Genomic DNA, 12,993 nt, shown 5'->3' with positions numbered 1-12,993 from the left:
AAAGGCCGGGGAGAAATCCCCGGCCTCTCATAATTTACAGAGTTGGTCAGTGACCCAAAATCTGGCTGAGGAACAATTTAGTCCGTTCACTCTTCGGATTGTTAAAAAACTCTTCCGGCTCGTTCTGTTCAACGATCTGGCCTGCGTCCATGAAGATCACGCGGTTTGCAACCTGACGGGCAAAGCCCATCTCGTGGGTCACACAGAGCATGGTCATACCCTCTTCAGCGAGTTCGATCATGGTATCTAGAACCTCTTTGATCATCTCCGGGTCAAGCGCAGATGTAGGTTCGTCAAACAGCATGATCCGTGGCTTCATGCAAAGCGAACGGGCGATCGCCACACGCTGCTGCTGACCACCAGACAACTGACCAGGATACTTGCCAGCCTGCTCAGGGATCTTCACCTTCTCAAGGAAGTGCATCGCAGTTTCGACGGCTTCTTTCTGAGGTGTTTTGCGCACCCAGATAGGCGCCAGCGTCAAGTTCTCAAGAACCGTCAGATGCGGGAAGAGGTTGAAGTGCTGGAAGCACATACCAACTTCTGACCGGATCTTGTCGATGTTCTTCAAATCTGACGTCAACTCTGTGCCATCGACGATGATCTGCCCCTGCTGGTGTTCTTCCAGACGGTTGATGCAGCGGATCATGGTGGATTTACCGGAACCAGATGGGCCCGCGATAACGATCCGTTCGCCTTCATTGACGGTCAGGTTGATGTCACGCAACACGTGGAATGAACCATACCACTTGTTCATGTTGGTGATTTGAATCGCCACGTTGTCGCTTACGCCCATTTTGGAGCGATCAATCGTGCGGTCGGATTGTAGATCAGACATATCGTGATCTCCTATCGTTTATGACCAGTTTGAAGCTTACGCTCCAGGTACATGGAATAGCGGGACATGGAAAAGCAGACGATGAAGAACAGAACCGCGATGAACGCGAAGAGTTCCCAATAGATACCGTTCCAGGCTGTATCCGCGCGGATTGCGTTGGACAGACCGATTACGTCGAACAGGCCGATAATCGAAACCAGCGTCGTATCTTTAAAGATACCGATGAAGGTCGAGACGATGCCCGGGATCGAAATCTTCAACGCCTGTGGCATGATAATCAGTTGTTGCGCCTGCCAGTAGTTCAGGCCCAGAGAGTCAGCACCCTCGTATTGGCCCTTTGGCAATGCAGCCAGACCACCCCGAACAACTTCAGCCATATAAGCTGCAGAGAACAGGGTCATCATAATCATAACGCGCAAGATCACGTCGAAATTGGTTCCCGGCGGCAAAAAGACGTTCAACAGCAAGGATGCCACGAACAACAGCGTGATCAGAGGCACACCACGAATGAACTCGATAAAGCCCACACAGATGGTCTTGACGATCAACAGATCCGACTGACGACCCAGTGCCAGCAGAATGCCGAGCGGCAAGGAACACCCAATCGCAACAATACCCAACAGAAGCGCCAGCATGAAGCCACCAAATTGACGAGATTGAACGGATTCAATTCCAATGTTCAAAATCGATGTCAAAAGGTCAGCCACAGGTGACGCAAGTACGAACCACCAGATCAGCGTTGCCAAAACTGCGATGATCAAGCCTGCGAGCCCGCCAAGCATGTTGGTGAAAAAGCGATAGGCATAGTAACCGACCACAAAACCAAGTGCTGCAGTGATCGGACCCCAAATGGCACCACCCCAAAGAAGCCAAGGCATCACAAAGGGATAAGCCGCAGTCACATAGATCATCTGCTTCGGAGACCGTTCTGAAAACAGGATCGGTGCCAAAGCAAGCAATGTTAGAACCAGTGCAAGGTTAACACGCCAGTACAGATGATCAGGGTAGAACCCATAAAGCAGCTGCAGCCAACGGTCATTCACAACACCCCAGCAGGCATGGCCGTGTGTTGTGCCGTACTTTTCCTTAAAGATTTCACGACATTCAGTCAGGGATTCTGCAGCCCAAGAGGATTGGAACACCCAAGGGATCAGACCAGCCAGAATATAATAAATGAACCCTAAAGAGATCACTGTGAGAACGGAATTCACCCAACCTGAAAACAGGTTTTCACGCGCCCAGCCAACGATACCGACGGTTGATGCCGGTGGATCGAGCTCTGGAAGCATTTCGGTGCGGACAAAAGATTGATCACTCATATTACCGCTCCACCAATGCGACGCGTTTGTTGTACCAGTTCATCACCAAGGAGATGGACAGGCTGATCAGCAGGTAAACCGCCATCAGAAGAATAACGCATTCAAGTTCACGACCGGTTTGGTTCATGGTGATGCCACCCAAGGTACCCGTGATGTCCATGTAGCCCACCGCAATCGCCAGAGACGAGTTTTTGGTTAGGTTCAGATAGTTGGAAATCATAGGCGGGATGATCACGCGTAGCGCCTGAGGCAGAACCACAAGGCTCATGATACGCCCTGGACGCAGACCCAACGCACCAGCCGCTTCGGTCTGACCGTGGCTAATCGCAAGGATACCGCCACGGACGATTTCGGCGATGAAGGCTGCAGTGTACAATGACAGAGCCAACCAAAGCGCAATCAAAGAGTTCCGCATGTGGGTGCCGCCGGTGAAGTTGAATCCCTTCAGTTCTGGATAACCCAAATGGAAACCCAAGATGGCAAATAGAACGCCAATTGGAACCAGAACAACAGCAAGGCGCTTCCACCAAGTGGTTGGACGTACACCAGTTTCTTCTTGAACTTTGTCAGCGCTTTGTTTGATCTTACGAGATACAAACAAGCCGCCGATCAGAACGACCAAGAAGGCAATTAGGTCCAAAGAAACATCAAACCGCATCGAGCTTGCGCCAAAGAGGTGGATATTGCCTAAGGAATTGCTGAACAGAGCTTCTGGAATATAGACCCCGCGATTGGTGATCGCGATTGTGTCAAAGAAGCTCATGGTGGCTTCGGGATTTTCGCCCCGGAAAGCGCGAGGTGCTGGCAGGCTTTCGATCAAGATTGCCATCGCCAAAACGATCCACAGCAGAACCGGTACGTTGCGGAACATTTCCACATAAACGGTCATGATGCGGGCGACGAGCCAGTTCTTGGATAGACGCAGCACACCGATGATCACACCGAGTATGGTGGCGGTGATACAGCCCAAAACGGCAACAACCAAAGTGTTCAGCAGGCCGATGAAGGCAGCACGCAGATGGCTGTCGCGGCTGTTGTAGTCTAGCAGTCGCTGGTTAATGTCATAGCTCGCAGGCTCAGTGAAAAAGGCCAGCGAAATCGGTTTCCCAAGGGTATTCAAGTTGGTGATAGCGTTGTTGATCAACCAGGCGGCCGCCAACATAAACCCCATCAATGCTACAACTTGAATGGTCGCCGAGCGATACCGGGTGTCGTAGATCAGCATAGATAGCCGAAACGACTCCTTCGGAGGGTCGGTGAGAGTTGTCATTAAGGATGTTCCCCGTTTTCGATCTTTGCCTCAGCGCTATTTTCTGCGCATTTTGTGAGATCAGATCGCGTTATTCGTATCGAATAAAAGGCGAAGGGCGCGAGAAGTCTCGCGCCCTAAGCAATTAGCTCTTACCGGAATGGTGGAGAGTAGATCAGACCGCCATCAGTCCACTGTGCGTTCAGACCACGCGCCAGACCGATTGGAGTGTTCTCGCCGATGTTCTTTTCGAACAGCTCGCCGTAGTTACCACCCGCCATGATAGCGTTTTTCGCCCAATCAGCAGACAGACCCAGTTGCTCACCCAGGTTACCTTCGGTACCCAGCAGGCGGCTGACTTCTGGGTTATCAGCGCCGGATGCCATTTCGGCAACGTTTGCAGATGTCACACCCAGCTCTTCAGCAGTGATCAGAGCGTTCAAAGTCCAACGAACAATGTCGCCCCACTCGTTGTCGCCGTGGCGAACAAGTGGACCAAGTGGTTCTTTGGAAATGATTTCTGGCAACAGAGCGTGCGCTGTTGGATCTTCGAATGCTGCACGTGTCGCCGCCAGACCAGATGCGTCTGTGGTGTAAACGTCGCATGCGCCCGCAAGATACTGCTGCTGTGCTTCTGCATTGGTTTCGATTGGCACTGGCTCATAGCTGATACCGTTGATGCGGAAGAAGTCCGCCAGGTTCAGCTCGGTTGTTGTACCGGTTTGGATACATACAGTCGCGCCATCCAGTTCCTTCGCAGAAGAAACACCCAGTTCTTTAGGGACAAGGAAACCCTGACCATCGTAGTAGTTCACACCAACAAAGGTGAACTTCAGGTCAACGTCACGGGAGAATGTCCAAGTGGTGTTACGTGCCAGCACGTCGATCTCACCAGAAGCAAGCGCAGTGAAGCGTGTCTTACCTGTGGTAGGAACGAACTCAACTGCAGATGCGTCACCCAGCACTGCAGCAGCTACGGCACGACATACACCAACGTCGAAACCATCCCAGTTACCATTTGCATCTGGAGCCGCGAAGCCAACCAGACCAGTTGTAACGCCACAGTTCAGTTTGCCGCGCGCTTTTACGTCATCGACAGTACCGGCTGTAGCAGCGACAGCGGACATGCAAGCAACAGTCGCCGCGCCAAAAATTACGGATTTATTCATATTTACCTCTTCCTGAGTTTCCACCCCTCGTTGGGGGCAAAGCACCGACCGTCATCGCGATCAGCATTTTCGCTGAATTGGGTTCTCGCCCCCTCAGCGGCCTCCAGTTTGGAGCGAAATATCAATAAAGGTCAAGGGGTTGATCAAGGAAATTGATTACGCAGCCCGGCGCTTAGCTGGTTTGGCATCAAAATTCGCTAAACGCCTTTAAACATGGCATAATTTAAAATTGCAATAGGCTTGCACAAAGGCATTTCTCTTTGTTTCCGCAAGGATTTGAGCTTCTTCGTCTGGACCCCACTGTTCCTCCTGCCAAAGCTCATCCACGCGTGACAGCGCCCAAAGGTCTTCAATTGGTTGCAATTTCTTCACCGCAGCGAATCCCAGAATCAGGGAGCCAGAAAGCGACACGAGATCATGGAAAGCCGACAATTCGAAATTGCTAAAGGCGTGAACACGTTGCCGCAATCGCTCCAGAGCGGCCTTGTCCTGAGCTTGGAACATCACGCCATGGATAGGATTGAGCCGCGCATCTAGGACCTCATCAGCCCAGTCTAACACCGGATCCCAAAGCTCTGCTTGGCGGGCGATCAATTCCTGCGGGTTATCAGCGCGGTAACAGAGCAAATCTGTACCACCGTAATCTGCCAACATATCCGCAACCTCAGCGTGTTGCAGCGCCACCTTATCCAGTGCCGCATTCGCCCACCGCGTAACAGGCATAGTCAGCGGATCAATTTCTTCTACCTGCGCATCCCATTCCTTGGCAATCGCGTCGGCAATCGCACGGGTAGGTACAATCACCGCGGTTTTCGCAGGTGTTTTCACACCTCTGCCATCTAGTAATACTGCAAAACCGTCACCCTGCTCTTCAACAGAGGTTTCTGTCCAAAATTTACGTTTGGTATTCCAGCCGGCCATTGTTTAACCCCAGTAGTCGTTCAGCACGTCGTGCAAATCTTTAAATTGATCAATCACCACATCTGCAGCACTCAATTGCGCGCGATCGTGATACCCCCAACTGACACCAATGGCATAGAGCCCAGCGGCCTTTGCCATTTCCATGTCATAGCTTGTGTCGCCGATCATGACGGCGTCCTGTTGCGCTACGCCTGTATCAGAAAGACAAGCCTGCAACATAGCAGGATGCGGTTTAGATGGGTGATGATCCGCCACTTGCTGAGTTACAAACCGCCGCGCCAGATCATGGCTCTCCAAGACTTTGTCCAACCCACGGCGAGATTTGCCCGTGGCAATGCCGAGCAGGGTTTCTGGCTGAGCATGTAATTGATCAAGCACACCCATGGCCCCGGGGAAAAGTGGTGTTAGGCTAACGCTTTGATTGCTCTGACGAATGCCAACAAATGCATTTTTGTAGCCCTCTACCAAAGCTTTATGGATATCGGGACTTTCATTAGGCGCCAAACGTGGCATCAAAACATCCAGCGACAGGCCGACCAGTTCTAAAACGGCCTCTCGGTCAGGCACCTTAAGCCCTTGCGCGTTAAAAGCTCCTGTCATCGCGGCCAGAATATGTGCCTGACTGTCAACTAGCGTGCCGTCGACATCAAAGATCACAAGCCGCAAGTCGTTGCTCATCGCAGTTCCTCAAACGGATCTTCGGCGGCCATATCTAGCGTCCAGTCAAAGGTCTCAAAGGTATGGGCGATATGCTCTGGCAACGGCGCGTGCACCGTCAATACCTGTTTGGTCGCCGGATGCTCAAAGCTGATCGTGCGCGCATGCAGATGCAGCTTTTTCGAAATGATCCCACCAAGCTGAGCGCCCCAGCCGTCGCCAAGATTTTCTTGACCAGAGCCACCGTATTTGCCATCACCAATGATCGGATGGCCGATCTCTGCCATATGCGCCCGCAATTGGTGCGTACGACCAGTGATTGGCTCCATCGCCACCCAGGCTGCGCGGCTCGCGACACGGTACAGCGTCGCATATTGGGTGATCGCGCGTTTCGCACCTGGCGTACTGGAAACATCGCGCGGGTGAACAGCGATCATCTTTTCGCCTTCACCGCGCTTGCCATGACCTGCGGCTTTCACCAGTCCATATTTGATTTCGCCCAAATAGGGCGTCGGCACACCTGCCACCACAGCCCAGTAAATCTTACGGGTCGCGTGATGCCGGAAGGCTGTCGTCAACTCGGACGCCATCTTTCGGCTGCGCGCCAGAACGAGAACGCCAGAGGTGTCTTTATCCAGACGATGCACCAAACGCGGTTTTTCCTCATAACCGAACTTCAAAGCTTCACTCAGCCCATCCACATGGCGCGTTTGTTTGCTACCGCCTTGGGTTGGCAGGCCAGCCGGCTTGTTCAGAATGATGATGTGGTCATCACGATAAATCACGCAGTTGCGGATCAGTTTTTCATCTGCTGCTGAAATCTTGATCGCACCGCGCCCAGTGGGTTCAGGTGCCTTGTCTGGCAAAGGCGGCACGCGCACATTCTGACCTTCTTCCAAACGTGTTGCCGGTTTCACCCGACCGCCATCCACACGCAGCTCGCCCTTGCGGCACATTTTTTCAATGCGGATCTGGTTGATCTGCGGAAATTTCGCTTTCAACCAACGGTCCAGACGCATCTCTGCATCATCCGCTGAAACTGTAATATTCTGAACGCCGCTCATGCCCACAATCCTCGTGCCAACCAGACGCCCAGCGCCAGTGCAAATATAGATCCCAATACCGAAATCGCCACATAGGCCAAAGCCGCCATCACCTGGCCGCGCTCAAACAATGTCACGGTTTCAAGGGAAAACGCCGAAAAGGTCGTAAAGCCCCCAAGAAACCCGGTCAGGATCAACAGGTTCAAATGTTCGAACCCACGCTTGGCCGCCATCACGACCAAAAACCCCATCAAAAATGACCCCAATATGTTCACGGTGATAATCGCCAAGGGAAACCCTGGGCCAACCAGCCGCAATACGCCAAGGCCGGTCAGATAGCGCAAAACAGCACCCAAAGACCCGCCCAAGGCCACATATATAAGGTTCAAAACCATCGGCTGTCTCTCACCCCTCCCCACGCCTTTGTCAAGCGCAACCCCAGCTCATCTTGTCCAAATACATTGCAGGAGCGGGAACGGCCGCCCCTCGGTGTCAAAGCACCCTTCAATCGACGTTTCGTTTGCTCCGCAGCTTGGCAAAATACTCCACACGTTTCTTTAAATCACGTTCAAAACCGCGTTCGACTGGTGCGTAGTAATCAGGTCGCGCCATACCACCGGGAAAGTAATTCTGCCCTGAAAATCCATCCTCAGCATCGTGATCATAGGCATAGCCAGACCCATAACCTTGATCTTCCATCAGGCGCGTCGGTGCATTCAGAATATGTTTCGGGGGCATCTCAGACCCAGTCTTTTTGGCCCCACGCCGCGCAGCTTTGTAGGCCGCATAAACCGCATTGGATTTCGGAGCGAGCGCGAGGTACACCAAAGCCTGTGCAAGCGCCAACTCCCCTTCAGGGGAACCAAGTCGTTCATAGGTTTCCCAGCTTTGCAAACAGACTGACTGCGCTTGCGGATCAGCAAGGCCAATATCTTCAACAGCCATACGCGTGATACGCCGCGCCAAAAACCGAGGGTCTTCACCTCCCTCAAGCATCCGCGCAAACCAATATAGCGCCGCATCTGGGTCAGATCCACGCACCGATTTGTGTAGCGCCGAAATCAGATTGTAATGCTCTTCGCCGGACTTGTCGTATTTCGCGGCCCGCTTCATCAAACGCTTAGACAACTGCTCTGAGGTCAAATCAGCAACGACCTTCCAAGCGGCAACTTGCTCGATCAAATTTAGCAACGCGCGCCCGTCGCCGTCCGCCATTTCCAACAACGCCGCCCGCGCGGTTTGATCCAATGGCAAGATGACATCCAGTTCAGCTTCGGCACGCGCCATCAACCGCTCCAAATCGTCACTCGAAAGCCGCTCGAGGACCAACACCTGCGCACGGCTCAATACAGCGGCGTTAAGCTCAAAACTCGGGTTCTCGGTTGTGGCCCCAACAAGCAAAATGGTGCCGTCTTCCATATGCGGCAAAAACCCATCCTGCTGCGCCTTGTTAAAACGATGAATTTCATCGACGAAAAGCAAGGTCCCCTGCCCGTTCTGACGCCGTATCTTGGCGGCCTCAAACACCTTCTTCAGATCTGGCACACCTGTGAAAATCGCGCTGATCTGCACGAAATGCAGATCCGTTTCCTGTGCCAAAAGCCGAGCAATGGTGGTTTTCCCCACACCGGGCGGCCCCCAGAAAACCAACGAACTCAAGGAACCAGATGAGAGCATCACACCCAGGGGCGCTTCGGGCCCTAAGACCTGAGATTGCCCAATCACATCCGCCAAAGTTTGGGGGCGTAGCCGGTCTGCCAAAGGGCGTGGTGCATTGTCCACTACCGCGGGTGCGGATTCTCCGAATAGATCACTCATGCTTATAGTCTAAAGCGCAAAGTCACCCGACGCGAGCCTCGTTCGACCAACATGCTGACACGACGCGACGCCTGCCGCAGGGCCTCCTCAACATCGGTAGGGCTTTCAATTTGCGTCTCATCAATGGCCAACAACACATCCCCAAGGCGAAGCCCCACACGGGCACCGAAGTCTCCGAGGCCGTGCACAACAACACCTTCACTTTTTAGCGGCAAGCCAAGCTCTGCCGTCAAAGCCGGGTTGATGTTGGAAACCACGACACCCGGCAGCACAGTGCTCTCCGATGTTTGCACCGTTTCTCGGCTTGGGACTTCTGGCGGTGCGATCAATGCAACATCGCGCGTCGCTGGTTCACCGCCTAGAATGCCGGAAATTTCAGCCGTACCGCCAAGCCCCGCGACCGACATGCGAAAGATCATTTCAGCCCCATTCGTGATCGGGTTGCCATCTACTGCTAGGATCACATCTCCGGGGGCAATACCTGCGGCAAGGAAGGGGCTTTCTGGATGTAGCGCTGAAATCAAAATACCGCCGGGGCGATCCAGACCAAGGCTCTCGGCAATATCCGCATCGACAGGCTGACCGGTTGCACCGGCCCAGGGCTTTTCGAACTGTGTATTGCCTGCTTTGGCTTGATCCACAAATTCTGCGACCAGATTGGCCGGAATGGCAAAGCCAATCCCGTTGCTGCCACCTGAGCGCGTCAAAATACGCGTGTTGATCCCTATCAGATCCCCATTTACATCAATCAACGCACCGCCAGAGTTCCCGGGATTGATGGCCGCGTCGGTTTGAATAAAGTATCCCTGCCCCGTACCTGCCGCCGCGCCCGAACGTGCAAGGCCAGACACAATACCGCTTGAAACGGTTTGCCCCACTCCGAAGGGGTTGCCGATGGCCAACACCAGCTCCCCCACTTCAACGCTATCGCTATCTCGTAACGGTAGGTAGGGCATCTCCTCAGGGTCGTTCAACTGCAGGATCGCTAGGTCGTTGGCCTCATCGGCCAAAAGCACCTCTGCGGTGAATTCACGTCGGTCATTCAACACAACGCGTATGTCCGTGGCCATCCCAACGACGTGATAGTTCGAGACGACGATCCCATCTGCCGACAAGATGACCCCAGAGCCCAATGAATTTTGAACCTGTGGCCGAGCCGCGCCAAAATCGCGGAATAGGTTTTGAAAGAACGGGTCGCCCTGAAAAGGGCTTTCGCGCACTTCAACTACACGCTTGGCATAAATATTGACCACAGCCGGCGCTGCCTCTTTCACCAGAGGAGCAAAACCAAGAGAAATCTCTGCTTGGCTGGAGGGTACTTTTGTCTCGGCATGTGCGAGGCTGGAAAGGGCGATTGTGACTACAGTCAAGGCGGCGCGTAGCATAGGTACTCCGAAATCGTTCTTGTTTGATATGCGAAGGCTGCGCTGATTTTGCAAGCGGGGTCAGGGGCTTTGCCCCTCAGCGCTGCGCGCTTGCACCCCTAAGTATTTTTGCAACGATGAAACTAGGTTAGCGGCGCGCTTGGGCTTTGATCTGCTCTGGGATCGCAATCCGGTTGAAAAGAAGGTTCGCAAATTTTCTGAGGCCCACACCAGTGCGGATTTCAAACTCTTCGTATTTAAACTTGCGACCGGTAACTCCATTTTTTGCGAAACCCTCTTTGAGAGCCTGTCGCATCTGTTTGGGGCCACAGAAAGCAACCGTTAGGCTTTCTGCGCTTTGGTCGGTAATTGCAAGAATGCTATCCGCATCTGCACGCCCGTCTGTCGCGGAGCTGTGAATATGCAGTGTCAACTTGGGTTTAACCGCTGCCAGTGCTTTCAATTCTTCAAGGTGCGCAGCTGCCGCTTCCGATTTAACGCAGTAGACCAAATGGGCAGCATCGTCTTCAGGCGCCAAATCATGGGCCCAGGCCAAGAATGGCGTGATGCCAACACCTGCACCAATCCACAACTCCTGCCCACCCGTGTTTTTACGTTCAAAATGCCCGTAAGGCCCTTCAAGCGACAGCTTAGAGCCAACTTGAAGATTGCGATGCAGACGAGTTGTGAAGTCCCCCAGTCGCGCGATCGACATACGGATAGAGCCATCCTCTGTTGGGGCTTTGGAAATTGTAAACGGGTGTGGTTCTGATCCAACAAAGCTAGCGAAAGCAAATTGGCCCGCGCGGTAGCGCAATGGACGGCCTTCAGGCTTCAACGTTACGGCAAGCACGTTTCCAGTGACTTCAGTGCTGTCGACCACATAGGCCCGCGCCGGGCGCATGCGTGCAGGAAGCAGGCGATAGCTGAAGCACATGATGCCAAGCACACAGAAGGCTGACGTATATAGCCCAATCGGATCACCATTCTGAAAGGGTTTTAGAATGAACAAGTAATGCGCTGCCCCTGCGAGGAAAAAGAGCCCCATCAAACGGTGGGTCCAGCGCCAGAGATGATAGGGGATGAAGGTCGCAATGGTGATGACCACCAGTATGAGCAGGCCGTAAAGACTGAGCTCCCCGAGCGTTTCCGCGAATTCCTCTAGAAGATTTTGCCCACCCAGATGATTCATCTCAGCATCAACGGTGTCGTGGATCAAAATGAAAAGCATCGACAGAATGCCAAGCCATTTGTGAAACACATAGCCTTGATCAAGACCGCCAAAAAGCCATTCAACCGGACGCCAACGGGTGGAGATAAATTGAACAATCGCCATCGCGATCAATGACGCGATGCCCATGTATTGGCTGAATAGCGCCAGAGTATCGCCCTTGTGGTTCAGCGCTGGCAGCCAGATGATCGGTAGGAGGATCGCAACAATGGTCAGTAAAAGTCCAATCGGGTTCACGCGCATCATTTGTCCTCATCCGTCATAAATAGCGGGTTATGTTGGCGTCAGTACTGTCTGCCCTACGGGGCTGGGTCAAGACTTGGACACACAGAAGGCGCATATTTCTTTAGTAAACCAAAAGGTTTATCACCGTCTAAAAGTCGCTAACAGATGATCGTGCTCCATTTCGCCACAGGCTCTTGCCCAAGCCAGACATGGTCATATCTTTGAGATGTATCAGGAGTAAGCCGATGCCAGAGCCCGCCAAGACCCGTGCCCTTTACAATGCCGATTGCCCTGTATGCGATGCAGAAATGTGCAGCTACGAAGGTTATGCTCAATCTCAAGACCTTTCGATTGCATTTGATGATCTGAACACTGTGGATCTTGCACGTTGGGGCGTCAGTGAAGATCAGGCCGCACGCTTGTTGCATGTCATTCACGATGGAGAGCTATTTGTCGGATGGGACGCGTTTTTGGTGTTGTGGGCGCAAATGCCCCGCTACGCACTGGCCGCCAAAATCGGGGGGTGGCCCATCATTCGCCACATGGCGAGCTTGGGATACAAGCACATCGTCGCGCGCGTGATCTACGAACGTCATCTGCGGCGCAAAGCGCGTGGCCTGAATGGAAAGACTGCTGAACAGGCGGCCACGGATAAGAGATAAACCCCAACAACAAAAAAGCCCGCCAAACTGGCGGGCTTTCGCGATCCTAAGGATCAGAATTCTTATTCTGCAGCTGCTTCTTCAGCAACCAGACGGGCTTTGTCGCCAGCGCCTTTTGCATCAACGTCGCGGTCAACGAATTCGATAATCGCCATTGGTGCCATGTCGCCATAGCGGAAGCCAGCTTTCAATACGCGAACATAACCACCGTTACGCTCAGCCATACGTGGGCCAAGAACGTCAAACAGTTTTGCAACGTATTTGTCTTGCTTCAAACGAGACGCTGCGTTGCGACGAGAGTGAAGGTCACCCTTTTTCGCCAGAGTGATCAGTTTTTCAATGATCGGGCGCAGTTCTTTTGCTTTAGGCAAAGTTGTTTTGATCTGTTCGTGTTCGATCAAAGAGCCTGCCATGTTTGCGAACATCGCTTTACGGTGTTCGTGTGTACGGTTCAGGCGGCGGTAACCACGTGCGTGACGCATAATTTCAATCCTTCT

Annotated in this window: 13 protein-coding genes; 1 reads left to right on the top strand and 12 read right to left on the bottom strand. The window is 53.0% G+C overall.

What is annotated here, in order from left to right; all coding sequences use genetic code 11:
- Window positions 1–46: 46 nt before the first annotated feature.
- From JXQ85_RS03880 to JXQ85_RS03830, 11 genes are all read right to left on the bottom strand, one after another.
- Complete coding sequence (locus tag JXQ85_RS03880) at window positions 47–838, bottom strand: amino acid ABC transporter ATP-binding protein (RefSeq protein WP_421747548.1); 792 nt, start codon at window positions 836–838, stop codon at window positions 47–49.
- Between the two features lie 11 nt (window positions 839–849).
- A complete protein-coding gene (locus tag JXQ85_RS03875; protein WP_421747547.1) occupies window positions 850–2,157 on the bottom strand; it encodes an amino acid ABC transporter permease in 1,308 nt (435 codons plus the stop codon).
- 1 nt (window position 2,158) lies between these two features.
- Window positions 2,159–3,427 carry an amino acid ABC transporter permease gene (locus JXQ85_RS03870; RefSeq protein ID WP_421747546.1) on the bottom strand — a complete coding sequence of 423 codons (1,269 nt, stop codon included), beginning with the start codon at window positions 3,425–3,427 and terminating at the stop codon, window positions 2,159–2,161.
- 131 nt (window positions 3,428–3,558) lie between these two features.
- Window positions 3,559–4,575, bottom strand: a complete 1,017-nt coding sequence (locus JXQ85_RS03865; RefSeq protein ID WP_421747545.1) for an amino acid ABC transporter substrate-binding protein — start codon at window positions 4,573–4,575, stop codon at window positions 3,559–3,561.
- 207 nt (window positions 4,576–4,782) lie between these two features.
- Window positions 4,783–5,496, bottom strand: a complete 714-nt coding sequence (locus tag JXQ85_RS03860) for an ATP12 family chaperone protein (protein ID WP_421747544.1) — start codon at window positions 5,494–5,496, stop codon at window positions 4,783–4,785.
- A gap of 3 nt (window positions 5,497–5,499) precedes the next feature.
- On the bottom strand, window positions 5,500–6,174 hold the full coding sequence (locus JXQ85_RS03855; RefSeq protein WP_421747543.1) for an HAD-IA family hydrolase: 675 nt from the start codon (window positions 6,172–6,174) through the stop codon (window positions 5,500–5,502).
- Window positions 6,171–7,217 (bottom strand): RluA family pseudouridine synthase, encoded by a 1,047-nt coding sequence (locus JXQ85_RS03850; protein ID WP_421747542.1) that lies wholly within the window; start codon window positions 7,215–7,217, stop codon window positions 6,171–6,173. Before JXQ85_RS03850 ends, JXQ85_RS03855 begins: the two co-directional genes overlap by 4 nt.
- Entirely contained in the window at window positions 7,214–7,591 is a 378-nt protein-coding gene (crcB, locus tag JXQ85_RS03845; protein ID WP_421747541.1) for a fluoride efflux transporter CrcB, read from the bottom strand. The genes JXQ85_RS03850 and crcB overlap by 4 nt, the downstream gene beginning before the upstream one ends.
- Window positions 7,592–7,700: 109 nt before the next feature.
- The gene (locus JXQ85_RS03840; protein WP_421747540.1) at window positions 7,701–9,014 is read right to left on the bottom strand and encodes a replication-associated recombination protein A; all 1,314 of its coding nucleotides are present in this window, start codon (window positions 9,012–9,014) and stop codon (window positions 7,701–7,703) included.
- A gap of 2 nt (window positions 9,015–9,016) precedes the next feature.
- Window positions 9,017–10,399, bottom strand: a complete 1,383-nt coding sequence (locus tag JXQ85_RS03835) for a trypsin-like peptidase domain-containing protein (RefSeq protein ID WP_421747539.1) — start codon at window positions 10,397–10,399, stop codon at window positions 9,017–9,019.
- Window positions 10,400–10,526: 127 nt separating this feature from the next.
- Window positions 10,527–11,855, bottom strand: coding sequence for a ferric reductase-like transmembrane domain-containing protein (locus JXQ85_RS03830; protein ID WP_421747538.1), 1,329 nt, complete (start codon window positions 11,853–11,855; stop codon window positions 10,527–10,529).
- Window positions 11,856–12,079: 224 nt separating this feature from the next.
- Here JXQ85_RS03830 and JXQ85_RS03825 point away from each other — a divergent pair, with 224 nt between their 5' ends.
- Complete coding sequence (locus JXQ85_RS03825) at window positions 12,080–12,496, top strand: thiol-disulfide oxidoreductase DCC family protein (RefSeq protein ID WP_421747537.1); 417 nt, start codon at window positions 12,080–12,082, stop codon at window positions 12,494–12,496.
- Between the two features lie 62 nt (window positions 12,497–12,558).
- On the opposite strand, the gene rplQ is transcribed toward JXQ85_RS03825, so the two are convergent.
- Window positions 12,559–12,978, bottom strand: a complete 420-nt coding sequence (rplQ, locus tag JXQ85_RS03820) for a 50S ribosomal protein L17 (RefSeq protein ID WP_421747536.1) — start codon at window positions 12,976–12,978, stop codon at window positions 12,559–12,561.
- Between the last annotated feature and the right edge of the window lie 15 nt (window positions 12,979–12,993).

This window comes from Cognatishimia sp. (genome assembly GCF_049116455.1).
GTDB lineage: Bacteria > Pseudomonadota > Alphaproteobacteria > Rhodobacterales > Rhodobacteraceae > Cognatishimia.
This window is presented reverse-complemented; position numbering and strand designations above follow the sequence as displayed.